Consider the following 23,104-nt stretch of genomic DNA (forward strand, 5'->3'; position numbering starts at 1 on the left):
CCGGGCCGGGCCGGATCGGGGAGCGGGGTGCGGTGGTGCGGCTCCGCCCACGCCGTCCGGGCCGTGGAGGGAGTGACGCGGGGCGGGGGAGGGAGTGAGGGCGGGTCACGGGCGGCCGGGGAGGGCGCGCCGAGAGGGAGCGGTGCCGGCGCGGGTGTGCCCCGCGTGATCCGGACGAGAGGCCTCAGGGGTCAGTGGATGATGCCCGTGCGCAGGGCCACGGCGACCATTCCGGCGCGGTCTCCGGTGCCGAGCTTGCGGGCGATGCGGGCGAGGTGGCTCTTGACGGTGAGGGCGGAGAGGCCCATCGAGACGCCGATGGCCTTGTTGGACTGGCCTTCGGCGACCAGGCGGAGCACCTCCACCTCACGGCCGGAGAGTTCGCGGTAGCCGCCCGGGTGGCTCGGGGAACCGGGAGGCCTGCGGTGCATACGGGCGGCGTTGGCGCCGATCGGCGCGACGCCGGGGCGGGTGGGGTGGCCGATGTTGGTACGGGTGCCGGTGACGACGTAGCCCTTCACGCCGCCCGCGAGGGCGTTGCGCACCGCGCCGATGTCATCGGCGGCGGAGAGGGCGAGGCCGTTCGGCCAGCCGGCGGCCCGGGTCTCGGACAACAGGGTCAGCCCGGAACCGTCGGGCAGGTGGACGTCGGCAACGCAGATGTCGCGCGGGTTGCCGACGCGGGGGCGGGCCTCCGCGATGGACGACGCCTCGATGACGTCACGAACTCCGAGGGCCCACAGATGGCGGGTGACGGTGGAACGGACGCGCGGGTCGGCCACGACGACCATGGCCGTCGGCTTGTTCGGGCGGTAGGCGACCAGGCTTGCGGGCTGCTCGAGGAGAACGGACACCAGGCCTCCTGGGGAGTGGCGGGACGGGCCGGCTCGGGGATGAAGCCGGGGCGATCCGTACTGGAAGGGTCATTGACCTCTTCGGCAGCAGGTGCGTCCTCCTTTAGAGGAAGATCGCGGATTAGTAAGTAACAATTCGGGCAAATAGGACGCGCGATCGATTGTACGAAAAGAGAGCCGGTCCCTGTGCGACCGGCTCTCCCCGAAGATGACGCAGCGTTATGAGACCTGGGGGCCGCGCCGCTGGGGCAGTGTCACCACCGCGGCGTCCGCCGTGCCGGACGGTGGGAGCCCGGCGAGCTGGCAGAGCAGATCGCCCCAGGCGACCAGGTGCGCCGCCGTGTCGGGTACCCCGCCGCGCGCCTCGCGCGGAGTCCACGACGCCCGGATCTCGATCTGCGTCGCCGGGCGGCGCTCGGACAGCGCGCCGAAGTAGTGCGAGCCGGCGCGCGTCACCGTCCCGCCGGCTTCGCCGTAGGACAGGCCACGGGCGTCCAGTGCCCCCGTGAGCCAGGACCAGCACACCTCGGGCAGCAGCGGGTCGGCCGCCATCTCCGGCTCCAGTTCGGCCCGTACGAGCGTCACGAGGCGGAACGTGCCCTGCCAGGCCTCGTGCCCGGACGGATCGTGCAGAAGGACCAGGCGGCCGTCGGCGAGGTCGTCCTCGCCCTCCACCACGGCGGCCTCCACGGCGTACGCGTGCGGGGCGAGCCGCTTCGGCGGCCGGGTCGGCTCGACCTCCAGTTCGGGGCGCAGGCGGGCGGAACGCAGCGCGTCGACCGCAGACCGGAACGCGAGCGGGACGGTGTCGCCGTCCGCGTCCCCCTCGCTGTCAGCGCCATCGGAATGATCGGAGAATTGTCCCTGAGCCGGAGCCATGCGGGGAAGAGTAGGCGGAACCGGAGCGCCGTGCAGGGAGGGACACCCATGCGCCGTCCGGCTCGTCGCCACTCCGTGCGAAGATTCTGTGCGTGAGTGCCAACGACCTTCCCCCAGAGCTCAGCGCCGTCCGATCAGGGGAGGGCCCGTCCGCGGGCCTGCGGACGACCCCCGCCACCCATGACTCGGCGTTCCTCAGAGCCTGCCGCCGGGAGCCGGTGCCGCACACCCCGGTCTGGTTCATGCGGCAGGCGGGGCGCTCGCTGCCCGAGTACCTGAAGGTCCGCGAGGGCATCGCGATGCTCGACTCCTGCATGATGCCCGAGCTGGTCACCGAGATCACGCTGCAGCCCGTACGCCGGCACAAGGTCGACGCCGCGATCTACTTCAGCGACATCGTCGTGCCGCTCAAGGCCATCGGCATCGACCTCGACATCAAGCCCGGCATCGGCCCGGTGATCGCCGAGCCGATCCGCACCCGCGCCGACCTGGCCCGGCTGCGCGACCTCACGCCCGAGGACGTCCCGTACGTCACCGCGGCCATCGGGATGCTCACCGCCGAGCTCGGCGCCACGCCGCTCATCGGATTCGCCGGCGCGCCGTTCACCCTCGCGAGCTACCTCGTCGAGGGCGGCCCGTCCCGCAACCACGAGCGCACCAAGGCCATGATGTACGGCGACCCCGAGCTCTGGGCCGACCTGCTCGACCGTCTCGCCGAGATCACCGGCGCCTTCCTGAAGGTCCAGATCGAGGCCGGCGCGTCCGCGGTCCAGCTCTTCGACTCCTGGGTGGGCGCCCTGGCCCCGGCGGACTACCGCCGCTCCGTGATGCCCGCCTCCGCGAAGGTCTTCGACGCCGTCGCGCCGTACGGCGTCCCGCGCATCCACTTCGGCGTCGGCACCGGCGAACTGCTCGGCCTGATGGGCGAAGCCGGCGCGGACGTCGTCGGTGTGGACTGGCGCGTCCCGATGGACGAGGGCGCCCGCCGGGTCGGCCCGGGCAAGGCGCTCCAGGGCAACCTCGACCCGGCGGTGCTGTTCGCGCCGACCGAGGCGGTGGAGGAGAAGACCCGTGAGGTGCTCGACGCCGCCGCCGGTCTCGAGGGGCACATCTTCAACCTCGGGCACGGCGTCATGCCGGCCACCGACCCGGACGCGCTCACGCGCCTGGTCGAGTACGTCCACCGGCGGACGGCGCGCTGACCGCCACTCCTGTCAACTGCCCGCCGCCCGTACCGCCGACACGGCCTTGCGGGCGGCCACCAGGACCGGGTCCCAGACCGGGGAGAACGGCGGGGCGTAGCCGAGGTCGAGTGCCGTCATGGCCTCCACCGTCATCCCGGCGGTGAGCGCCACCGCCGCGACGTCCACGCGCTTCGCCGCCCCCTCACGGCCGACGATCTGGACCCCCAGGAGCCGGCCGGTCCGGTACTCGGCGAGCATCTTCACCGTCATCGGCTTCGCACCCGGGTAGTAGCCGGCGCGGCCGGTGGACTCGATCGTCGCGGTGACGTAGCGCAGGCCGACCGCCCGCGCGTCCTTCTCGCGCAGTCCGGTCCTGGCGATCTCCAGGTCGCAGACCTTGCTCACCGCCGTGCCGACGACACCGGGGAAGGTGCCGTAGCCGCCGCCGACGTTGGCCCCGATGACCTGGCCGTGCTTGTTGGCGTGGGTGCCGAGCGCGATGTGCCGGGTGCGGCCGGCCACGAGGTCCAGCACCTCGACGCAGTCCCCGCCCGCCCAGACGTCCTCCTGCCCGACGACCCGCATCGACAGGTCCGTCAGCAGGCCGCCGTGCGGCCCGAGCGGCAGACCGGCCTCGCGGGCCAGGCCGGTCTCCGGCTCGACCCCGATGCCGAGCACGACGACGTCCGCCGGGTAGGTCTCCGCGTCCGTGGCCACCGCCGTGACCCGGCCGTCCTCGCCGGTCTCGATCCGGGTCACCGAGGCGCCGTTGACCGTGGTGATGCCCAGCCCGTCCATCGCGTCGTGGACCAGTCGCCCCATGTCCGGGTCGAGCGTCGCCATGGGCTGCTCGCCACGGTTGAGCACCGTCACCTCGAAGCCGCGCCTGAGCATCGCCTCGGCCATCTCGACCCCGATGTAGCCCGCGCCGACCACGACGGCCCGGCGTCCCGGGGCCCGGTCCAGCGATTCGAGGAGGGCCTGGCCGTCGCCCAGGGTCTGCACGCCGTGCACGCCCGGAGCGTCGATCCCGGGCAGACCGGGGCGGACCGGCCGGGCACCCGTGGCGATCACCAGCTTGTCGTAGCCGGTCCAGTACGTCTCGCCGCTGTCCCGGTCCAGCGCCCGCACCCGGTGCCCCGCGACGTCGATCTCCGTCACCTCGGTGCGGGTGCGCAGACCGATGGAGCGGGCCCGGTGTTCCCCGGGCGTACGGGCGATGAGGTCGTCGGGCCCTCCCACGTCGCCGCTCACCCAGTACGGGATGCCGCACGCGGAGTACGACGTGAAGTCGCCCCGTTCGAAGGCGGTGATGCTCAGCTCGCCGGGTCCCTTCAGCCTGCGGGCCTGCGACGCGGCGGACATGCCCGCCGCGTCGCCCCCGACGACCACCAGTCGCTCCGCCGCCATGCCAGGTCCCTTCGCCGCCGTGTGCAGGATCAGGGGCCCACGCTAACGGGGACTACGCGGCCGGTGGTGCCGGTGGTGCCTCCGGGGGACCCTGGGGCGTGGCGCGCCGCCGTGGCGGACGGGCGCGCAGCAGGCGCCACAGCACGGCCACCACGGCAGCGGCGGCCAGGAACGGTGCCGTGGCGCCGATCGCCACCGCGATCCACCGCAGCATCGTCACGAACGCCTCCCAGCCGCCTGCCAGCGCGTCCAGGAAACCGGTGTCCTCGTCCTCAGCGTCCTTGCCGTCCTCGTACGGTTCGCTGAGTTCGAGGGTGACCGTCGCCAGCGAGGTGCGGTCCCGCAGTGACGCCCGCTGGGCGAGAAGCGACTCCAGATCGGCCTGGCGGCTGCTGAGTTCGCCCTCCAGGGTCACCACGTCGCTGAGCTTGCCGGCCCTGTCCATCAGGTCGCGGACCCGCGCGACGCTCGCGCGCTGGGTGGCGATCCGGCTCTCGACGTCCACGACCTGCCCGGTGACGTCCTTGGCGTCCGACGTGCGGGACAGGAGCTTCCCCGATCCGGCGAGCCCGCGCAGGACCTCGTCGTACCGTGCCTGGGGCACGCGCAGGACGAGACGGGACACGTCGTGCGTGTCGTCGACGCGTTCCGTGGCCTCCTCGGCCACGAGTCCGCCGGCGCCCTCGACGGCGGCCCGGGCCGCGGCGACCGCCTTCGGCACGCTCCTCACCTCGAGGGAGAGGGTGGCCGTGCGGATGACGTGGACCGCGACCGCGGAGCCCGGCTCCGGCGCGGACGAGGCGCCCTCCGCCGGCTTCGCGGCGGACTTCCCGCCGGCTCCGGCGCCGGCAGCGGCGGGCGCCGCCTTGTCGTCGGACGCGGAGCGGAGCCCCTGCTTCTCGTCACCGGACGCGCCGCACGCCCCGGTGGCCAGGAGGACCGCGAGCAGTGCGGCCGCGACCGCCGGCGTGCGCGTGCGGCGCGGTCCGGGGCGACCGGATGGATGGCCGTGTGTGTGTCGTTCGTCCGGCATGACGCGTCCCCCAGGGCAGTTGTCGTCTGTGCCGGTTCGACGTACGCCTACCGTGCGCGGTTGCCCTCGGACGGTTTCGAAGTGGTCACGTCCGGGACTCGGAAAGGGTTTGAGAGAGTGGACCCATGCAGCGTCCTGTTCAGCGCGACACCACACGTCCGGGCCATGTCGTCGTCATCGGCGGTGGCATCGCCGGACTCGCCGCCGCCCACCGGCTGTTGGGATCCGGACTCCGGGTCACCCTCCTGGAGGCGACCGAGCGGCTCGGCGGCAAGCTGATGACCGGCGAGATCGCGGGCACCAGGGTCGACCTCGGCGCCGAGTCGATGCTCGCGCGCCGGCCCGAAGGGGTCGGGCTGGCCACGGCGGCAGGGCTCGGCGACCGGCTCCAGCCGCCCGCCACCGCCACCGCGTCCGTCTGGACCCGGGACGCCCTGCGCCCCATGCCCAAGGGGCATGTGATGGGCGTCCCGGGTGACCCGGCGGCGCTCAGCGGTGTGCTCTCACCCGAGGGCCTGGCCAGGATCGCCGAGGAGCGCGACCTGACCCCGAGCGCCGTCGGCGAGGACGTCGCGGTGGGTTCGTACGTCGCCGACCGGCTCGGCCGCGAGGTGGTCGACCGGCTCGTGGAGCCGCTGCTCGGCGGGGTGTACGCGGGCGACGCCTACCGGATCTCGATGCGTGCGGCCGTACCCCAGCTCTTCGAGGCGGTGAAGGAGGGCGGACCGCTCCTCGACGGCGTACTCCGCGTCCAGCAGCGGGCAGCGGCCCGGCAGCGGCCCGGCCCCGTCTTCCAGGGCATCGAGGGGGGCATCGGCACACTGCCGGGCGCGGTGGCCGACGCCGTGCGGGCCGGCGGCGCCGAGGTCCTCACGGAGACCCCGGTGCTCGGACTCACCCGCACCGGCCAGGGCTGGGACGTGCGCACCGACACCCGGGTGATCGCGGCCGACGCCATCGTCCTGGCCACCCCCGCCTGGTCCGCGTCCACCCTGCTCGCCGCGGAGTGCCCGGCCGCCTCGGTCGAGCTCGCCGCCGTCGAGTACGCCTCGATGGCGCTGGTCACCATGGCTTTCCGGCGCGCCGAAATCGAGGGGAACGACGCGATCGCGGGCCGCTCGGGCTTCCTCGTGCCACCCGTCGACGGGCGCACGATCAAGGCCGCCACCTTCTCCAGCAACAAGTGGCGGTGGGTCGCCGACGCGGCCCCCGACCTCTTCGTGCTGCGTACCTCCGTCGGCCGCTACGGCGAGGAGGAACACCTCCACCGCGAGGACTCCGAGCTCGTCGCCGCGTCCCTGGGCGACCTCGCCACCGCGACCGGGCTGACGGCCCGCCCCGTGGACACCGGGGTCACCCGGTGGATCGGCGGGCTGCCCCAGTACCCGGTCGGCCATCTCGCCAGGGTCGCCCGTATCCGTGAGGAGGTCGCCCGGCTGCCCGGTCTGCGGGTGTGCGGAGCGGTCTACGACGGGGTCGGGATCCCGGCCTGCGTGGCGAGCGCGCACCGCGCCGCCGACGAGATCGTGCAGGACCTGGGAGGGCCGGCCCCGGGGGAGATCGACAACACGCCGACCCGGGTTCGGGGCACGGGTGGCGAGGCGGGACAATAGCCGTATGAGTGCGCCAGAGAAGCTTCCGAACGCAGGCAAGAAGGCCAAGGACCTCAACGAGGTCATCCGCTATACCCTGTGGTCCGTCTTCAGGCTGAAGGACGTCCTTCCCGTCGACCGCGCCGGCTACGCGGACGAGGTCCAGGACCTGTTCGACCAGCTCGGGGCCAAGGACGTCACGGTCCGCGGCACCTACGACGTCTCCGGTCTCCGTGCCGACGCCGACCTGATGATCTGGTGGCACGCGGAGACCTCCGACGAGCTCCAGGAGGCGTACAACCTCTTCCGGCGCACGAAGCTGGGCCGCGCGCTCGAGCCGGTCTGGTCGAACATGGCGCTGCACCGCCCCGCCGAGTTCAACAAGTCGCACGTGCCGGCCTTCCTCGCCGACGAGACCCCGCGCGACTACATCAGCGTGTACCCCTTCGTGCGCAGCTACGACTGGTACCTGCTGCCCGACGAGGACCGCCGCCGTATGCTCGCGGACCACGGCAAGATGGCCCGTGGCTACCCCGACGTGCGTGCCAACACGGTCGCCTCCTTCTCGCTGGGGGACTACGAGTGGGTGCTCGCCTTCGAGGCCGACGAGCTGTACCGCATCGTCGACCTCATGCGTCACCTCCGGGCCTCCGAGGCGCGGTTGCACGTCCGCGAGGAGGTCCCGTTCTACACGGGGCGCAGGAAGACCGTCGCAGACTTGGTGGCCGGACTCGCATAGCCAGCGTTTCCGGTCATCCTGACCCGGAAGATCAGTTGGCGGGCAACGGCGTGTGAGACGCCGCCCGTCGTTCCAGCGACACCGGGTCCGGTGCCGGGGGCACATCGGCCGACGGCCGGCGAACCGCCGCGGCCCGCGGGGGAGTCAGCCATTCCTCCCCGCGGGTCCGCCGCTCCTCGCCGGTCCGGCCGATGTGTCCCGGGCCGAACAACTGGACAGGACACCACGAGGGCCGCCCCACGGGGCGGCCCTCGTGGTGTGTGGCCGGGGGCCGGCGGGTCAGACTCCGGTCCCCGCTCCGCTCAGCATGGCCGCGCGCAGGCCGGGGTCCTCCAGGGCGCCCACGCCCCGTACCGCCACCGCCGCCAGGAGATCGCGGTCCGCTCCGCGCTCGGGTGCCGGCAGCGAGTCCAGCCAGTGCTGTCCGGATGGGGAGGCCCACGGGCTGTACGGGTGGTTCTCCACCCGGGCGATGGCCAGGCAGCCCAGTGTCAGTACGAGCGGCAGCCCGAACCAGGCGGCGACCGGACCCGCGTGGCCCGTCCCCTGACCGGGCGTCAGTATGGCGGCGGCCGCCAGCACCACCACCAGCGCCGCTGCCGCCCGCACGCCCCGCACCGCCGACTCCAGGCCCGTCCGGGTCCCGGCCGGCACGGCGAGCCCGGCCGCGACGAGCCGGTCGGCGAGAGAGCGTACGGCGTCGGCCGCGGTGGCGCGTATGGGGGCTATCCGGGACTGGCCTTCCGGGCCGATCGCGCGGATCACGGTGCGTTCGACCTCGTCCCGCCCCTCCGGGTCGACGACCGTCGCCCATCCCGTGTGGGCGAGCAGCAGCCGGCGCCGCAGGTGCATGGAGACCAGGGCCAGATCGGCCACCCGCTGCGGCCCCCCGGCCAGGAACGCCGTCTCGTACAGGTTGAGTTCATGGGGAACGGACGTCTGTGAGGCATCGTGCGGCCGCTGGGCCGCCCCCGCGGTGACGAGGCACAGCCGTATGCAGGAGACGGCGGCCGCACTCCATGCCACGAGAAGAAGCAGGACCCAGAGCATGGCGGAGTTCTATGCGATACCGACAGGGAAACACCATGCGGTGTTCACCATACGGACAGATTTTGCTCACAGACGGTCATCGATGGCTGATTCCTTTCGGGCGCCGACGCGTGCTCAACCAGAGCTGCCGCCGCAGCTGGACCCGCCGCCGCTGGAGCCGCCGCAACTGGACCCGCCGCTGGAGCCACTGCTGCAACTGGAACCACCACCGCTGCCGCAACTCGACCCCGAACCGCAGGACGACCCCGTGCCGGAGTCCCCGCCCCCACCACCGGAACTGCCGCAACTCCCGCCCCCGGGACCCGCCCCGGCACACCAGACCACCGGGACGAGCGCGGCGGCCGTGGAGGACGAGCCCGTGTACGGGGTGGCCGGCGACCGTCGCCGGACCGGCCGTTGGTGTGCCGCCGCCACCAACTGCGCCCGGAGAGCGGGGTCGGGAAGGGCGCGCAGCCCGTGGAGCGCCACCAGGTGCGCCGGGACGGCCGCGTGGGCGTACGCGGACCGGAAACCGTCCAGGCACCGGCGTCCCGCGTGTGTGATCCTCCTCCCGGCCGACGCGGCGGCGAGCATGCCGACCAGTCCGCCGGCCGCGAGCGCGGGCAGGACCTTGACGACGAACGGGTACGGAAGGTCCGCGTGGCCCGTGTGCAGGCCGTACTGGACGAAGGTCAGGACGAGGCTGAGGGGCAGGGCGACGACGCACACCACCGCGTGGATGATCGCCCATCGCCGCCGTGGCGCGCTCTCGCCGGGCGCGACCAGCAGCCCGCGTGCCGCGAGCCCGTCGCCGATCTCCTGCACCGCCGGATGCCGCATCACGGCCTCCCGGAGGGCGTGCAGCGATCCGCTCGGCGCGGCGTGCAACTCGTTGAGCACGGCGCGCTCCACCGCGTCGCGGGCCACGGCCCCGGGGAGCGCGGCGACGATACCGGGACCGCCGACCGCCAGACGCCCGTCCGCGTGCAGGGCGGTGAGCGCGGTGTCGACGACCCTGGCCGGCCCTGCGGACAGGAAGGCCGCCTCGGAGAGGTCGTGCACCTGGACGGCACCGGCGCCGTGACGCCGCCGAGCGTTGAGGACCGCGGTGACCAGGAGCACCGAGGAGACCGCCACGGCGAGAGTGAGCAGGAGGGCGAGAGCGTTCACCGGGGTCGCCTCCCCAGGAGCGCGCTACGGGCGGCATGCACCAGACGGGCCCCGCGCCGTGGTGGGCGAGGGGCGGCACGCTCCTGCCACCAGCGGGTCAGCCGCCGCCTGGCCGCCTCGTCGGAGGGGCGGTCCGCGACGAGCAGGTGCTCGGCGAAGTCGAGTGCGTCACGGCGGTAACCGGCGGACATCGGCCGGCTCCTGGCATACGCGAGGAAGGCGCCGCGGTAACCGTCGCCGAGGATGCCCGGCAGTTCGGGCGCGACCTTGGCGACGACATCGGCACGCTTGGCGGCCAGCGCGCGGCTCTGCACCCCCAGCCGCCGGTGGTCGAACCCGTCCGGCGCGGGCGTACCCGCCACGAGCGCGGACAGCAGCGCGGCCTGGGCCACGGCGGTCCGGTCGCGGCCTCCGGCGGCGCGCTCCGCCGGCTCAGGGGGCCGGGCGGCCCGTCGGCGGTCCGGCCCGGGAGCGGTGGCGGCGGACGCCAGCGTGTCGCGGATCGCGGCCAGTTCGCCGGCCAGCTCCCCGGCCGGGGGGAAGTCGTCGTCGCGCTCCAGCAGGACCCCCGGCGGGTCGACACGGGAGCGGAGCTCGCCCAGCACGTCCAGGACGGGGCCTGTCACGGGGTGGGCGTGCGTGTCGTGCCAGACGCCGTCCCTCTCGACGCCGCCGGCCACGTGGACGTACGCGATGGCCTCCACCGGCAGTTCATCGAGCGCGGTCGCGGGGTCCTCACCCCGGTTGACGTGGTTGGTGTGCAGATTGGCGACGTCGATCAGCAGCCGTACGCCGGTGCGCTCGACCAGTTCCGCGAGGAACTGCCCCTCGGTCAGCTCCTCGTCGGGCCAGGAGATCAGCGCGGCGATGTTCTCCAGGGCCAGCGGGACGGGCAGCGAGTCCTGCGCGATCCGCACGTTCTCGCACAGCACGTCCAGCGCGTCCCAGGTCCGCGGCACCGGCAGCAGATGGCCCGCCTCCAGCGCCGGCGACGCGGTGAGCGGCCCACCGGCGCGCACGAACGCGATGTGCTCCGTCACCAGAGGCGCGCCGAGCAGTCCGGCCCGCGCGGCCAGGCCGGCGAGGCGGCCCGGGTCGGGACGGCCGGCCCCGCCCAGTCCGAGCGACACCCCGTGCGGGACGACCGTCACCCCGCGCGCCCGGAGGCGCACGAGGGACTCGGGCAGATGGTCCGCGCAGAGGTTCTCCGCGACGGCTTCGACCCAGTCGATCCCCGGCAGCGCCTCGACGGCGTCCGCGATCTCCGGCCGCCATCCGATGCCGATTCCCAGCTCCATGGTGTCCCCTCCCCGTTCTGTGCGGGGGTGATGGCCCCGGCGGGCGCCGGTGAACCCGAAAAGGGGGACGTTCAGAGCTTGATTTGAGGTTCCCTGCACTTCCTGGGTGCCCGGTCGCCCGGTCGTGACGCCCCTCCCGTACCGAGGGCGGCGCGGACCGGCCGGAGGGCGGCCGGCCCCGCCCACCGGGCGGCCGGGGAGCGCCTCAGGGCTGGGGCAGCGGAGCCATGGTCGGTGGCACCGGGCGGGAGGTGAACGACTGGTCACCGCTGGGGGTCACCGGCACCGGGAGCTGCGGGACGCCGCCGCCCGACGACACGGGCGGTCCCGACGGACTGGCCGTGGAAGCGCCGGCCGCCTCGCGCGCCAGGCCGTCGAAGTCGACGAAACCGGTGCGCTCCAGCATCGTGATGTGGTCGAGCACCGTCTGGTTGGCGTCGGACGCGAGCTGCCGGATCAGCGCGTTGCGGGTGGTGTGCCTGACCTGTGCGATCAGCGCGAACACCTTGCCGTGCGCGGCGCGCAGGAGATTGGCGAACTTCTGCTCGTACTCCTGGCCGCCCGCGGCGGTGAGCTCCCTGAGCCAGCCCTGCTGCTGCTCCGTGGGCTGGTTCGGGAGTTCCACGCCGAGCTTGGCGGCCACGTCGCGGGCCCGCCGGTCCAGGTCGGTGTGGCCGACGACCAGGTGGTCGCCCGCGAGCTTCACCCCTTCGCTCGGTGCGCGCTCGATGGCCTGCTGCCCCGCGGGCAGCTCCCACAGCCCGGCGAGGCGCACCTTGACCAGGAAGTCCCGGTCGGTCGCCGAGAGAGGCCCCCACTGGGTGGCGACGCTGGACGCGTTCAGGTTGGCCTCGCCGGTGCCGGAGCGGTCGGCGTACGACCACACGGGAAAGGCGAGCGCGCCGAGTGTGGCGACCAGCGCGGCGATGATGAGGGCCGTTCCGTTGATGCGTCGCAGCAAGATGTCTCCCGGGCAGGTACGTGACAGCGTCGAATCAACCGCCAACCGATGCGTCGATCAACCTACTTGGCGGTAATGCCGGTGCGGCAGTACGGGGAGATACGTATATCGGCGCAGGAGTGTTCACCCGGACGCCAGGACGTCCGGGTGATGCGCCCGGCCGCGGCGGTCAGCGGCGCAGAGCCGGATGGTCGGCGACGACCGTGCAGGATCCCGGAGCGACCTCGGTGAAGCCGGCGTCCTGCACCACGGGCAGCCCGCTCGCGGTCAGCTCACGCCAGCGGGCGGTGTCCGCGGTGGCGACGGACAGGGGGAATCCCGCCTCGTGCCACGCCTTGCGCTCCGGGTCCGACAGCGCCCACCAGGCGAGCTGCGCGCCGTGCCCGGCCTGCGCCATCGCCTTGCCCGCCGACATACCGACGTCCGGGTTCATCCACAGCACGGGAGCGTCCGGGCCGGGTGCCGCCGGGGCCTCGGGGTCGTCCAGGTCCGTGCCCGACACCTGGAGTCTGGCCAGCTCCCTGGGCCAGCCGTCCAGGGGCACCGGGGGGAAGACACGGACCTCCGCGTGCTCGCCCCTGACCGTGATCCCGGGCAGCCCGCACGCCTTGCGCCACTCCGCACCGCGCGCCCGCCGGACCACCTTGCGGATCCGGGCGTCCTGCCAGCCGCGCACGGCCCGCGCCCACTCGCCCTCGGCCCTGCCCTCGTCCTCGCCCTGGGCGCGGGGGTCGGAGAGGATCGTGAGCACCGCGCGGGCGGCGGTCACCAGGGCGTCGTTGCGTGCCGGGGGGTCCGCCTTCTCCAGGCGCACCACCAGGGGCAGGACGAACTGCGGGGCTTCGTCACGGGCCTCCGGCTCCGGCCGGAACGGGCTGCCGGCGGAGACCTCGGGTGCCGCGGGAAGGGACTCAGGAATGCTGTCGCTGCTCACCCACCCCAGTCTGCCAGGCCCTCCGACAACCCGTTCTTGGCGGAACGAAGGGCTCCGGGTGAGGATGCACCGCATGAAGAGCGACCTCTTTTCCAGTGAGCACACGGCGCGGCAGGCCACGGTCCCCGGCATGACCCTCCAGAACGCCAAATCCATCAAGTACGCGGTCAACGGTGAGATGCACGCGCGCCAGGGATCGATGATCGCCTTCCGGGGCAGTCTCCAGTTCGAGCGCAAGGGCCAGGGCATCGGCGGCATGCTCAAGCGGGCGGTGACGGGCGAGGGGCTGGCCCTGATGGCGGTCACCGGCCAGGGGGAGGCGTGGTTCGCCCACGAGGCTGCCAACTGCTTCATCGTCGAGATGGAGCAGGGCGACGTCCTCACGGTCAACGGCCGCAACGTCCTCTGTTTCGACGCGAGCCTGTCCTACGAGATCAAGACCGTGAAGGGCGCCGGGATGACCGGCGGAGGCCTCTTCAACAGCGTCTTCAGCGGAGCCGGGAAGCTCGGCCTCATCTGCGAGGGCCAGCCCATAGTCATCCCCGTCACCGCGCAGCAGCCGGTGTACGTCGACACGGACGCGGTCGTCGGCTGGAGCGCCCAGCTCTCCACCTCGCTGCACCGCTCGCAGAGCTTCGGCTCCATGGTGCGGGGCGGGTCCGGCGAGGCGGTCCAGCTGATGCTCCAGGGTGAGGGCTTCGTGATCGTCCGCCCCAGCGAACTCAAGCCGGAGAAGTCGTCGTCCAGTTGATCCTCGACGGGGTGGGCCGCCGGTACGGCCTGCGCGGGCCCTGGGTGCTGCGCGGGCTGGACCTGCGCCTGCCCGCGCACACCCTGGTACGGGTCGAGGGTCCGAACGGGGCGGGCAAGTCGACCTTGCTGCGGCTGCTCGCCGGCATCGACGCGCCGACCGAGGGCCGCGTCACCGGCCGCCCGCGCACGGCGTACGTCCCGGAGCGCTTCCCCGCGGTCCTGCCGTTCACCGCTGCCGGCTACCTCGTGCACATGGGCCGCGTACACGGGCTGTCGAGCGGGGAGGCCACCGCACGGACCGGGGAGTGGCTGGCGCGTCTCGGGGCCGCCGGGCACGCCCGCACACCCCTGGCGGAACTCTCCAAGGGCACCAGCCAGAAGGTCGCCGTCGCCCAGGCGCTCCTCGCCGAGCCGGACCTCCTCGTCCTGGACGAGGCCTGGACGGGTCTGGACACCGCGGCCCGCGGCGAACTGGACCGGGCCGTCACCGAGCGGGTCGCCAGCGGAGCCACCGTCGTGTTCGTCGACCACGACCCGGGGCGGCTCGCCGGGACGGCCGACGCCGTCTACCGGCTGGACGGCCGCGCCCTCACCCCGGCGGCAGCCCCGTCGGGCGGCCCCGGTCCACGCGTCCTCATCGAGGCCACGGGCGAGGCGTCCGCCGCCCTCCCGCCCGGATTGCCGGGCTCGCCCGTGGCGGAACGTGACGCCGGGCACCCGGGCAGGATCCGCCTCACGACCAGCCCGGAGCATTCGGATCACCTGCTCCACACCCTCGTCACGGCCCGGCCTCCCTGGCACATCACCGGGCTCTCGCAGGTCCCGGCGCCGGCACCGGCTGACCTGGCCGCCGCCGGCGGGGCGGCGGGGGGCCTGGCGCCCGGACCGGGCCCCGGCGCCCCGCCGGAGCCCGGCACGCCCCGTGCCGCCCGTCCGGCGTTCCGTGGCACCGCCGCCCTGGTGCGCTGTCAGGCCGCGCTGCTCGCCCGCTCGCAGCGCTGGCTCGCACCACTCCTCCTGTACGCGGCCGTGCTCGGCGTCGGCGTGCAAGCGGGACAGCCCCTGCTGGACTCACTCGGCTACGCCGCTGCCGCCCTGCTCCCCGCAGCGGCATGGCTCGTACGGCTGTGCGTCACCCAGGAGCCCCCTGCCGCACGGACCGTGACCGCCTCGGCCGTCGGACCGGCGCGAGCGCACGGGGCCTCGCTGCTCACCGGCCTGGGATGCGCGCTCGCCCTGGGCGGCGTGGGTTCGGGCGTCGTGCTGCTGATCAGCGATCCCGTCAGCACCGGCCGCACCGTGGCCGTACCGCTCCTGCCCGCGGCTCTGGCCGGACTGCTCGCGGCAGTGTGCTGCGCCCTGCTGGGAGCGGCGGTCGGGGCGCTCTGCGCGCGGCCGCTCCTGCACCGCCACGGCTGGTCGCTGGCGGCGACCGTGCTCGGCGCGCTGCTCGCCCTCGTGACCGACGGCTCACCGGCGAAGGCCGCTGTGTCCGGCCTGGTCTCCGGCTCGCCGGCCGGCACCGTGCGGCTGCCGTTCGTGCCGCTGGCGGGGGCGGTCGCCGTCGCCGTCGTGGTGGGTGTCCTCACGTCCCGGATCGCCGCTCTGCGCGAGTGAGTACGCTCGGACTCATGGACGACGTGTACTGCGAGACGACGGCTCCCGGTCCCGCGACCGAGGACGCGGGGCCGCCGTACGCCGAGTGCGTGCTGTGCCGGAAGCCGACCGAACACCCGGAGTCGACGAAGGGCAGCACGCTCTGCCCGGTGTGTGCCTGGCAGGAGGCGGGACGCACCGCCTGTTCCGGCTGACGCGCGGGCGCGGCCGGCCCGGGGATCCCGACACCGCCGGGTCCACGACGCCGGAGCGCGCGGACACGCCTAGCCGCGCATCAGCTCGGAGACCTTCACGAAACGGTAGCCGCGCTCCCGCAGCTCCGGGACGATCCGGCGGACAGCGTCGTCGGTGACGGGAGCCGCGCTGCGGGTGCAGTGCATGACCACCAGCGACCCCGGCCGGACCCCCGCCAGCACCTGCTCCGCCACCGCTTCCGCGTCCGTGGCGAAGGCGTCACCGCTGACCACGTCCCACTGGACGGCGGTCACTCCGGCCGGGGCCAGGGCCTTCAGCGCCACGTCGTCGTAACAGCCGCCGGGAAAGCGGAAGTACGGCACGACATGGCGCGCGCCCGTCCCGCGGATCGCGGTGAAGGCCCGCTCCACGTCGGCCCGCATATCGCCCTCCGCGACGGTCGGCAGTCCGTAGCAGGGGGAGGAGAAGGCGTAGTGGCTGAACGAGTGGTTGGCGATCTCGAACAACGGATCGGTGCCGATCGAGCGCGCCTGGTCCGGGTACTCCTGCGCCCACCTGCCGGTCATGAAGACCGTCGACGGCACTTCCAGACGGCGCAGGGAGGCGATCAGACCGGGGTTGTCGAAGCGTTCGCCGCCGGCGGCGCGCGGCCCCTGGTCCGCCGTCATGTCCGCGTCGAAGGTGAGCGCCACGACCTTGTCGTCCCCGCGGGCCCCGCTCGCGGCACCCGAACCGGAAGCGGTCCGCCGCTCGAAGACCGGTGTGAGTCCACGGGGGCCGGGGGCCGGAACGGAGGGCCTGCTCTCCGGTGCCGGCGAGGATGGCGCGGGCACCGGAGAGGCCGTCGGGAGCGCGGCGGTCCTGGCGCGGTCGGCCTCCGGACCTCCGCAGCCGGCGAGCACGGCGCTCACCGCAGCCAGCACGATCATCGTGCGAACGGATTTGATCACTGGTGGACGTTAGCCGAGGATCGATCAGATGACGCTACGGCGCTCCGGGCCACCGATGGCCGTGCCGCCGGATCACCCGCCCGCGCCCGCCCCGGTCAACGCCAGGGGCCGGTCACCGCGAACGTCGTCCCCGGCGTGTAGCAGTTCACGAACATCGTCCCGCCGTCCGGTGAGAACGTGACACCCGCGAACTCGCCCCACTCCGGCTCCTGCGCCGTCCCGATGTTCTGCCGCCCCCGGGCCATCGGGTAGACGTCGCCGCGCCGTGTCACCCCGAGCACGTGCTGTGCGCCGCCCCCGTCCTCGCAGACCATCAGACCGCCCCCTGCGGCGAGGCAGATGTTGTCCGGCGACTCGCCGGGCAGCCGCACGTCGGTGTCCGGGCCGAAGACGATCACCAGGGTGAGCCGCCGGCGCTTCGGCTCGTACCGCCACACCTGGCCGAAGTGGTCGGCGGCCGACCCCTCCGAGCTGTGCGCGAAGCTGGAGACGAAGTACACCGAAGAGCCGCCCCAGTAGCAGCCTTCGAGCTTCTGGGCGTGCGTGATGCCCTTCGGTCCGAAGTCCTGCAACCGGATCGGTGTCCCGGCGGCCTGCGGATCCGGTACGGGGACCCACTCGATCCGGTCGAAGCTCGCCCCCGTCTCCTGGATCGCGGAGAGGTCGGCCACGCCGGGTACCCGCATGGCCTCGAGTGCGCCGCCGGCCCGCAGGGAGCCCGTTCCGCCGAGCGGCTTCTCGGGGAGGAAGCGGTAGAAGAGCCCGAACGGCTTCTCGAAGGCGTCCTCCGTCTCGTACACGATGCCGCTCCGCGGGTCGACCGCTACGGCCTCGTGCTGGAAGCGCCCCATCGCGGTCAGGGGGACGGCCCCCGTGCGGCGCGGATCGGCGCCGTCCACCTCGAAGATGAAGCCGTGGTCCTTGGTGTAGCCGTTGGTGCCTGCTTTGTCCTCGGTCTCCTCGCAGGTCAGCCAGGTGTTCCACGGGGTGGGACCCCCCGCGCAGTTGACGGCCGTACCCGCGATGGCGACGCGCTCGCCGCGTACCTCGCCGCGGCCGTCGAGTTCGAGGGCCGTGCAGCCGCCCTTGGCCGTGGGGTCGTAGGTGAGCCCCTCGACCGTGGGAACCCCGATCCTTCCGGTGGTGCGGTTCTCGTGGTTGCGCACGAGGTGGACCCGTCCACCCCGGCCGGTGAAGGCGGCCATGCCGTCGTGGTTGCTGGGGACCGGGCCCTCGCCGGAGCGGAGCGGGTCGCCCTCCCGGGACAGCACCCGGTAGCGGAAACCTTTCGGCAGATCGAGCAGGCCGTCGGGGTCGGGCAGGAGGGGGCCGTAGCCGCTGTGGCCCCGGGCCTCGGCGGTACCGGAGAAGAGTTCGGTGAAGGCCCCCGTGAAGGCGACCGAGGCGGCGGTCGCGGCGCTGCCGGCCAGGACCTGTCGTCGTGTTGCGAGTCGTCGAGGTGCGGATGACATGAGGCAACTCCCTGTTGGCGGACAGGTGAAGTAACCCGCATGTGTGTACCACGCGTCATGGCGCACGGGAACCACGCGAACCACGGGAACCACGGGAACCCCTTGTGTCCCCGGGGCGAAATGAGGCCCCGGGGACGGGTGGGATCAGGCCAGCGACGCGGAGAGCGTGATGGTGGTGCCCGTGAGCGCCTGGCTGACCGGGCAGTTCGCCTTGGCGTCCTCGGCCGCCTTCTGGAAGCCCGCCTCGTCCAGACCCGGAACCTCGCCCTCCACCGTGAGGTGGATGCCGGTGATGCCGGTGCCGGGCTGGAACGTGACCTCGGCCTGGGTGTTCAGCCGGGTCGAGGGCGTGCCCGCGTTGGCCAGCCCGTGCGAAAGGGCCATCGAGAAGCAGCTGGAGTGTGCGGCGGCGATGAGTTCCTCAGGGCTGGTCCTGCCGTTCGCCTTCTCCGCGCGGGACGGCCAGGAGACCGGGTACTCCCCGATCCCCGAGGAGTCGAGGGTGACAACGCCGTTGCCCTCGAGCAGGTTGCCTTCCCAGACCGTGTGCGCCTGACGCGTGGTAGCCATGCTGGATCCCTTCAAACGGTGTGCGCGGTCAACGGACGTACGCGGCACCCGGAGGCACCCGCACGCCCTTCAACCCCCGAACCTACTGCGCCACCAGTCCCTTTGCGTCACGCGCCAGTGCCGTCAGCCGTGAGATGGCCCGGAAGTACTTCTTCCGGTACCCGCCGTTCAGCATCTCGTCACTGAAGAGCCGGTCGAAAGGGAGACCGGAGGCGAGCACGGGGACCTCGCGGTCGTACAGCCGGTCCGCGAGCACCACCAGGCGCAGCGCCGTCGACTGGTCGGGCACCGGCTGCACGTCGGTGAGGCAGACCGCCGTGATCCCGTCCGTCAGCGCGCCGTACCGGCTCGGGTGGACCCGGGCCAGATGGCCGAGCAGGGACGGGAAGTCGTCGAGCGAGGCACCCGGGGTCGCGTAGGCGGCCTTGGTGACCTGGCCCTCGGAGTACGGCGGCGGCGCCTCGGGCAGACCGCGGTGGCGGTAGTCCTCGCCGTCGATCCGCAGCGGCCGGAAGTGCGCGGAGAGCCCTTGGATCTCGCGGAGGAAGTCGGCCGCCGCGAAACGCCCCTCCCCGAGCTTGCCGGGCAGTGTGTTGGACGTGGCGGCCAGCGCGACCCCCGCCTCGACGAGCCTGCTGAGCAGGGACGACACCAGGACGGTGTCGCCCGGGTCGTCGAGCTCGAATTCGTCGATGCAGAGCAGCCGGTGTCCGCTCAGTGTCTGCACGGTCTGCTGGAAGCCGAGCGCGCCGACCAGGTTCGTCAGCTCCACGAAGGTGCCGAAGGCCTTGAGCGACGGCGCGGCGGGGGTGGCGTGCCAGAGCGAGGCCAGCAGGTGCGTCTTGCCGACGCCGTACCCGCCGTCCAGATAGACGCCGCGCGGCCCGGCGGGCGCCGCCTGCTTCCTGCCGAACCACTTGCGCTTGCCCGAGCCCGTGGCGTGCGCCCCGCCGAGCCCCGCCGCGAACGAGCTGAGCACCTCGACCGCCTCGGACTGGCTGGGCTGGTCCGGGTCGGGCACGTACGTATCGAAGCGCACCGAGTCGAAGCGCGGCGGCGGCACCATCTCCGCGACCAGGCGGTCGGCGGGGACGCGCGGCTCGAGGGCGCACAGGGACTGCGGGGCCGTTTCGGCTATGGGGCTCTGCCCCGGCACGGCTGTGGAGGACGACACAACCACCCACCTTAAGCGCCGTGCCAGACTGCTGGGCATGCGACGCCTGCTCCCTGTGACGGACCTGACAACACCGGCCCCGGCCGTTGCCGCCGCCGACCGCGAGTGGACGCTCGACGAGCTCGCCGACGCCTACGCGTATCCCGAGGGCGCGCGCCCCTGGCTGCGCGCCAACATGGTCTCCACCCTGGACGGCGCGGCCCAGCACGACGGCCGCTCGCAGGGCATCTCCTGCCCCACCGACATGCGGGTCTTCGGCACCCTGCGGGGCCTGGCCGACGCGGTCGTCGTCGGTGCCGAGACGGTGCGACTGGAGGGCTACCGGCCCGCGCGGGCCCGTGAGGCCTTCGCAGCGCGGCGCGAGGCGGCCGGGCAGGGGCCGGCCCCCGCCGTCGCGGTCGTCAGCGCGAGCCTGGACCTGGACTTCTCGCTCCCGCTCTTCGCCTCGCCGCTCGTCCCGACCCTCGTGGTCACCGGTGCCGCGGCCCCCCCGGACCGGGTGAGCGCGGCCCGGGAGGCGGGCGCCGACGTGCTGTTCGCCGGGGAGGGCGCCGCCGTCGACCCGGCGCGCGCGCTCGCCGAACTGGACCGGAGGGGCTTCAGCCGGCTCCTCACCGAGGGCGGACCGCGCCTGCTGGGCCAGTTCGTGGCGGCGGGGGTGCTGGACGAGCTCTGCCTGACCCTCTCCCCGCTGCTCACCGCCGGGGACGCGCAGCGCATCGCGGGCGGCCCCGCCGTACCCGTGCCGGATCGTTTCTCCCTCATCTCGCTCCTGGAGGAGGCAGGATTCCTCTTCACCCGGTACGGGAAGATCTGACATAAAGCGGAATTAACCGTTCCGGTTGGCCCCGGGTGGGCACACTTAGTCCTGCTACCCCGTGCGACTGCGGGGAAGGATGGTTTCAGCAACAGCGGCCGTCCCTGTGGCCGACGAGACGAAGCGGAAGGGCGCCTGTCGTGTTCACAAGCGTTTTGATGATCGAGAAGCCGCTCACCCCCGAGGACGTGGAATTCGTCACCACCCTCCACGGCGAGGAGCGGATCTCGTTCGTCGTGCTGATGCAGCCCCGTACCGACCAGGCGGACGTGCTGCTGCGCGCGATCGACGACGTGGCGATCGGCGAGCTCCGGGAGGCCGTCCGCGAGGGGGAGCGGCCCGAGGGCAAGGAGGCCAGGGAGCCCGCCGAGATGGCTCTGGAGTTCTCGCTCCGTGAGCTGCGCGAGGCGGGCTCGGAGGCCGTCGGCCAGGTGGTCGAGGACCACCCCCTGGACAAGCTGAGGACCGTGGTGGACGACTCCGGGGCCGACGAGGTCATCGTGCTGACGGCGCCGCACTACGTGGAGGAGTTCTTCCACCGCGACTGGGCCTCCCGGGCCCGTCACAAGGTCGGCGTACCGGTGCTCAAGCTCTTCGCGCACAGCGAATAGGCTTGGGGCGGACCAGACCCACTCACAGCTCGGGAGAGACACGTATGGCACCCGGTATTCCTGCCGCCCTGGAACGGCCGCACTTCATCGGCATCGGCGGCGCCGGAATGTCGGGCATCGCGAAGATCCTCGCCCAGCGCGGCGCGAAGGTGGCGGGCAGCGACGCCAGGGAGTCGGCCACCGCCGAGGCCCTCCGTGCGCTGGGCGCGACCGTCCACATCGGGCACGCCGCCGGGCACCTGGCCGACGACGCGACCTCGGTGGTCGTCTCCAGCGCGATCCGCGCCGACAACCCCGAGCTGGTCCGGGCCGCCGAGCTGGACATCCCCGTCGTGCACCGCTCCGACGCGCTCGCCTCCCTCATGGAGGGCCTGCGCGCCATCGCGGTCGCCGGCACGCACGGCAAGACGACCACCACGTCGATGCTCGCCGTCGCCCTGTCGGAGCTGGCCCTCGACCCCTCGTACGCCATCGGCGGCGACCTGGAGGGTCCCGGCACCAACGCCACGCACGGCCAGGGCGACATCTTCGTCGCCGAGGCCGACGAGAGCGACCGCAGCTTTCAGAAGTACGACCCCCAGGTCGCGATCGTCCTCAACGTCGAGCTGGACCACCACGCGAACTACGCGTCGATGGACGAGATCTACGAGTCCTTCGAGACCTTCGTCGGCAAGGTCGTCCCGGGCGGCACCCTGGTCGTCGCCGCCGACCAGCCCGGCGCGGTGGAGCTGACCCGCAGGGTCCGTGAGCTCTCCTCCCTCACGGTCGTCACCTACGGCGAGTCCGAGGGCGCGGACGTACGCGTCCACAAGGTCACCCCGCGCGGTCTGACCAGCGAGGTGACGGTCGTCCTCAACGGCAGGTACCTCACCTTCACCGTCTCCGTGCCCGGCCGGCACTACGCCCACAACGCGGTCGCGGCGCTGGCCGCGGGTGTCGCCCTCGGCATCCCCGCCCACAACCTCGCCTCCGCCCTCGGCAAGTACACCGGGGTCAAGCGCCGCCTCCAGCTCAAGGGCGAGGCGGCCGGTGTCCAGGTCATCGACTCGTACGCGCACCACCCCACGGAGATGACCGCGGACCTGGAGGCCATGCGGGGCGCGGCGACCGGCTCCCGCCTCCTCGTGGTCTTCCAGCCCCATCTCTTCTCCCGCACCCAGGAACTCGGCACCGAGATGGGCCAGGCCCTCGCCCTCGCCGACGCCTCACTGGTCCTGGACGTCTACCCCGCCAGGGAGGACCCGCTGCCGGGTGTCACGAGCGCCCTGATCATCGATGCCGCCAAGGCCGCGGGCGCCGACGTCACGGCCGTCCACGACAAGGCGGAGATCCCCGCCGCCGTCGCGGGAATGGCGAAGCCCGGCGATCTGGTTCTCACCATGGGAGCGGGCGATGTCACCGACCTCGGCCCGCTGATCCTGGACCACCTGTCGAGCTGAGGGAGCCACCGTGCCGTACGACGTCGAGAAGCCGGACGAGCAGTGGCGGGCAGAGCTGACGCCCGCCGAGTACGCGGTGCTGCGCAAGGCCGGCACCGAGCCCGCCTTCGTGGGCGAGTACACCGACACCAGGACGGCGGGCGTCTACTCCTGCCGTGCCTGCGGCGCGGAGTTGTTCCGCTCCGACACGAAGTTCGAGTCGCACTGCGGCTGGCCGTCCTTCTACGACCCGAAGGACACCGACGCGGTCGAGCTGCTCCAGGACAACAGCCTCGGCATGGCCCGCACCGAGGTGCGCTGCGCCCGTTGCGGCTCGCACCTGGGGCACGTCTTCGAGGGCGAGGGCTACCCCACGCCCACGGACCAGCGGTACTGCATCAACTCGATCTCGCTGACGCTGGCGCCGGACGAGAGCTGAACACC

At 73.0% G+C, this 23,104-nt stretch carries 23 protein-coding genes; 10 read left to right on the forward strand and 13 right to left on the reverse strand.

What is annotated here, in order from left to right:
- Nucleotides 1-191: 191 nt before the first annotated feature.
- Together ACHFIV_RS08500 and ACHFIV_RS08505 are read right to left on the reverse strand one after the other, a co-directional pair.
- A complete protein-coding gene (locus ACHFIV_RS08500) occupies nt 192-854 on the reverse strand; it encodes a helix-turn-helix transcriptional regulator (RefSeq protein ID WP_033300087.1) in 663 nt (220 codons plus the stop codon).
- Between the two features lie 219 nt (nt 855-1,073).
- Nucleotides 1,074-1,733: a DUF3000 domain-containing protein gene (locus ACHFIV_RS08505; protein ID WP_398965210.1), complete on the reverse strand. Its 660-nt coding sequence runs from the start codon at nt 1,731-1,733 to the stop codon at nt 1,074-1,076.
- Between the two features lie 92 nt (nt 1,734-1,825).
- Between ACHFIV_RS08505 and hemE the strand changes: the two genes are divergently transcribed.
- Nucleotides 1,826-2,935 (forward strand): uroporphyrinogen decarboxylase, encoded by a 1,110-nt coding sequence (gene hemE / locus ACHFIV_RS08510; RefSeq protein WP_398965212.1) that lies wholly within the window; start codon nt 1,826-1,828, stop codon nt 2,933-2,935.
- Between the two features lie 12 nt (nt 2,936-2,947).
- On the opposite strand, the gene ACHFIV_RS08515 is transcribed toward hemE, so the two are convergent.
- Nucleotides 2,948-4,327, reverse strand: a complete 1,380-nt coding sequence (locus ACHFIV_RS08515; RefSeq protein WP_398965214.1) for an FAD-dependent oxidoreductase — start codon at nt 4,325-4,327, stop codon at nt 2,948-2,950.
- 52 nt (nt 4,328-4,379) lie between these two features.
- A complete protein-coding gene (locus ACHFIV_RS08520) occupies nt 4,380-5,360 on the reverse strand; it encodes a DUF4349 domain-containing protein (protein ID WP_398965216.1) in 981 nt (326 codons plus the stop codon).
- Nucleotides 5,361-5,485: 125 nt separating this feature from the next.
- Here ACHFIV_RS08520 and hemG point away from each other — a divergent pair, with 125 nt between their 5' ends.
- Both hemG and hemQ read left to right on the forward strand, forming a co-directional pair.
- Nucleotides 5,486-6,973, forward strand: coding sequence for a protoporphyrinogen oxidase (gene hemG, locus ACHFIV_RS08525; RefSeq protein WP_398965218.1), 1,488 nt, complete (start codon nt 5,486-5,488; stop codon nt 6,971-6,973).
- A gap of 4 nt (nt 6,974-6,977) precedes the next feature.
- Nucleotides 6,978-7,691, forward strand: a complete 714-nt coding sequence (gene hemQ / locus ACHFIV_RS08530) for a hydrogen peroxide-dependent heme synthase (RefSeq protein WP_398965220.1) — start codon at nt 6,978-6,980, stop codon at nt 7,689-7,691.
- Between the two features lie 279 nt (nt 7,692-7,970).
- On the opposite strand, the gene ACHFIV_RS08535 is transcribed toward hemQ, so the two are convergent.
- The 5 genes from ACHFIV_RS08535 to ACHFIV_RS08555 all read right to left on the reverse strand — a co-directional run bounded on the left by ACHFIV_RS08535 (nt 7,971) and on the right by ACHFIV_RS08555 (nt 13,083).
- Nucleotides 7,971-8,741 carry a TIGR04222 domain-containing membrane protein gene (locus tag ACHFIV_RS08535; RefSeq protein ID WP_398965222.1) on the reverse strand — a complete coding sequence of 257 codons (771 nt, stop codon included), beginning with the start codon at nt 8,739-8,741 and terminating at the stop codon, nt 7,971-7,973.
- A 114-nt stretch (nt 8,742-8,855) separates the two neighbouring features.
- Complete coding sequence (locus ACHFIV_RS08540) at nt 8,856-9,890, reverse strand: TIGR04222 domain-containing membrane protein (protein ID WP_398965224.1); 1,035 nt, start codon at nt 9,888-9,890, stop codon at nt 8,856-8,858.
- On the reverse strand, nt 9,887-11,188 hold the full coding sequence (locus tag ACHFIV_RS08545; RefSeq protein WP_398965225.1) for a DUF692 domain-containing protein: 1,302 nt from the start codon (nt 11,186-11,188) through the stop codon (nt 9,887-9,889). Before ACHFIV_RS08545 ends, ACHFIV_RS08540 begins: the two co-directional genes overlap by 4 nt.
- Before the next feature lie 205 nt (nt 11,189-11,393).
- Nucleotides 11,394-12,146 carry a DUF4142 domain-containing protein gene (locus tag ACHFIV_RS08550; protein WP_398965966.1) on the reverse strand — a complete coding sequence of 251 codons (753 nt, stop codon included), beginning with the start codon at nt 12,144-12,146 and terminating at the stop codon, nt 11,394-11,396.
- A gap of 172 nt (nt 12,147-12,318) precedes the next feature.
- Nucleotides 12,319-13,083: a peptidyl-tRNA hydrolase gene (locus ACHFIV_RS08555; protein ID WP_398965226.1), complete on the reverse strand. Its 765-nt coding sequence runs from the start codon at nt 13,081-13,083 to the stop codon at nt 12,319-12,321.
- 73 nt (nt 13,084-13,156) lie between these two features.
- On the opposite strand from ACHFIV_RS08555, the gene ACHFIV_RS08560 reads away from it, so the two are divergent.
- The 3 genes from ACHFIV_RS08560 to ACHFIV_RS08570 are packed head-to-tail and all read left to right on the forward strand — an operon-like array spanning nt 13,157 to nt 15,647.
- Nucleotides 13,157-13,834, forward strand: a complete 678-nt coding sequence (locus ACHFIV_RS08560) for an AIM24 family protein (RefSeq protein WP_398965228.1) — start codon at nt 13,157-13,159, stop codon at nt 13,832-13,834.
- A complete protein-coding gene (locus ACHFIV_RS08565; RefSeq protein WP_398965229.1) occupies nt 13,831-15,453 on the forward strand; it encodes an ATP-binding cassette domain-containing protein in 1,623 nt (540 codons plus the stop codon). The genes ACHFIV_RS08560 and ACHFIV_RS08565 overlap by 4 nt, the downstream gene beginning before the upstream one ends.
- Before the next feature lie 14 nt (nt 15,454-15,467).
- Nucleotides 15,468-15,647 carry a hypothetical protein gene (locus ACHFIV_RS08570; protein WP_398965231.1) on the forward strand — a complete coding sequence of 60 codons (180 nt, stop codon included), beginning with the start codon at nt 15,468-15,470 and terminating at the stop codon, nt 15,645-15,647.
- Nucleotides 15,648-15,716: 69 nt separating this feature from the next.
- Here ACHFIV_RS08570 and ACHFIV_RS08575 read toward each other — a convergent pair whose 3' ends face one another.
- From ACHFIV_RS08575 to zapE, 4 genes are all read right to left on the reverse strand, one after another.
- Entirely contained in the window at nt 15,717-16,577 is an 861-nt protein-coding gene (locus tag ACHFIV_RS08575; RefSeq protein WP_398965969.1) for a polysaccharide deacetylase family protein, read from the reverse strand.
- Nucleotides 16,578-16,693: 116 nt separating this feature from the next.
- Nucleotides 16,694-18,070, reverse strand: coding sequence for an alkaline phosphatase PhoX (locus tag ACHFIV_RS08580; protein ID WP_398965233.1), 1,377 nt, complete (start codon nt 18,068-18,070; stop codon nt 16,694-16,696).
- Nucleotides 18,071-18,214: 144 nt separating this feature from the next.
- Entirely contained in the window at nt 18,215-18,640 is a 426-nt protein-coding gene (locus tag ACHFIV_RS08585; protein WP_398965235.1) for an OsmC family protein, read from the reverse strand.
- A gap of 82 nt (nt 18,641-18,722) precedes the next feature.
- Nucleotides 18,723-19,814, reverse strand: coding sequence for a cell division protein ZapE (zapE, locus tag ACHFIV_RS08590; RefSeq protein ID WP_398965237.1), 1,092 nt, complete (start codon nt 19,812-19,814; stop codon nt 18,723-18,725).
- A gap of 37 nt (nt 19,815-19,851) precedes the next feature.
- On the opposite strand from zapE, the gene ACHFIV_RS08595 reads away from it, so the two are divergent.
- The 4 genes from ACHFIV_RS08595 to msrB all read left to right on the forward strand — a co-directional run bounded on the left by ACHFIV_RS08595 (nt 19,852) and on the right by msrB (nt 23,099).
- Nucleotides 19,852-20,631: a pyrimidine reductase family protein gene (locus ACHFIV_RS08595; RefSeq protein ID WP_398965239.1), complete on the forward strand. Its 780-nt coding sequence runs from the start codon at nt 19,852-19,854 to the stop codon at nt 20,629-20,631.
- A 158-nt stretch (nt 20,632-20,789) separates the two neighbouring features.
- On the forward strand, nt 20,790-21,242 hold the full coding sequence (locus ACHFIV_RS08600; protein WP_398965241.1) for an indole-3-glycerol phosphate synthase: 453 nt from the start codon (nt 20,790-20,792) through the stop codon (nt 21,240-21,242).
- A 44-nt stretch (nt 21,243-21,286) separates the two neighbouring features.
- The gene (murC, locus tag ACHFIV_RS08605; RefSeq protein ID WP_398965242.1) at nt 21,287-22,681 is read left to right on the forward strand and encodes a UDP-N-acetylmuramate--L-alanine ligase; all 1,395 of its coding nucleotides are present in this window, start codon (nt 21,287-21,289) and stop codon (nt 22,679-22,681) included.
- Between the two features lie 10 nt (nt 22,682-22,691).
- Nucleotides 22,692-23,099: a peptide-methionine (R)-S-oxide reductase MsrB gene (msrB, locus tag ACHFIV_RS08610; protein ID WP_398965243.1), complete on the forward strand. Its 408-nt coding sequence runs from the start codon at nt 22,692-22,694 to the stop codon at nt 23,097-23,099.
- The last annotated feature ends 5 nt before the right edge of the window (nt 23,100-23,104 follow it).

This window comes from Streptomyces sp. ALB3 (assembly GCF_044385685.1).
In the GTDB taxonomy this organism is placed as follows: Bacteria; Actinomycetota; Actinomycetes; order Streptomycetales; family Streptomycetaceae; genus Streptomyces.

What these genes read in the sequence shown, in the direction of transcription:
- hemG (WP_398965218.1), top strand. Translation starts at nt 5,486, where the DNA reads ATGCAGCGTCCTGTTCAGCGCGACACCACACGTCCGGGCCATGTCGTC.
- ACHFIV_RS08520 (WP_398965216.1), bottom strand. Translation starts at nt 5,360, where the DNA reads ATGCCGGACGAACGACACACACACGGCCATCCATCCGGTCGCCCCGGA.
- ACHFIV_RS08575 (WP_398965969.1), bottom strand. Translation starts at nt 16,577, where the DNA reads ATGATCGTGCTGGCTGCGGTGAGCGCCGTGCTCGCCGGCTGCGGAGGT.
- ACHFIV_RS08535 (WP_398965222.1), bottom strand. Translation starts at nt 8,741, where the DNA reads ATGCTCTGGGTCCTGCTTCTTCTCGTGGCATGGAGTGCGGCCGCCGTC.
- ACHFIV_RS08580 (WP_398965233.1), bottom strand. Translation starts at nt 18,070, where the DNA reads ATGTCATCCGCACCTCGACGACTCGCAACACGACGACAGGTCCTGGCC.
- ACHFIV_RS08585 (WP_398965235.1), bottom strand. Translation starts at nt 18,640, where the DNA reads ATGGCTACCACGCGTCAGGCGCACACGGTCTGGGAAGGCAACCTGCTC.
- ACHFIV_RS08505 (WP_398965210.1), bottom strand. Translation starts at nt 1,733, where the DNA reads ATGGCTCCGGCTCAGGGACAATTCTCCGATCATTCCGATGGCGCTGAC.
- hemQ (WP_398965220.1), top strand. Translation starts at nt 6,978, where the DNA reads ATGAGTGCGCCAGAGAAGCTTCCGAACGCAGGCAAGAAGGCCAAGGAC.
- ACHFIV_RS08570 (WP_398965231.1), top strand. Translation starts at nt 15,468, where the DNA reads ATGGACGACGTGTACTGCGAGACGACGGCTCCCGGTCCCGCGACCGAG.
- ACHFIV_RS08560 (WP_398965228.1), top strand. Translation starts at nt 13,157, where the DNA reads ATGAAGAGCGACCTCTTTTCCAGTGAGCACACGGCGCGGCAGGCCACG.
- ACHFIV_RS08515 (WP_398965214.1), bottom strand. Translation starts at nt 4,327, where the DNA reads ATGGCGGCGGAGCGACTGGTGGTCGTCGGGGGCGACGCGGCGGGCATG.
- murC (WP_398965242.1), top strand. Translation starts at nt 21,287, where the DNA reads ATGGCACCCGGTATTCCTGCCGCCCTGGAACGGCCGCACTTCATCGGC.
- ACHFIV_RS08545 (WP_398965225.1), bottom strand. Translation starts at nt 11,188, where the DNA reads ATGGAGCTGGGAATCGGCATCGGATGGCGGCCGGAGATCGCGGACGCC.
- ACHFIV_RS08600 (WP_398965241.1), top strand. Translation starts at nt 20,790, where the DNA reads ATGATCGAGAAGCCGCTCACCCCCGAGGACGTGGAATTCGTCACCACC.
- ACHFIV_RS08595 (WP_398965239.1), top strand. Translation starts at nt 19,852, where the DNA reads ATGCGACGCCTGCTCCCTGTGACGGACCTGACAACACCGGCCCCGGCC.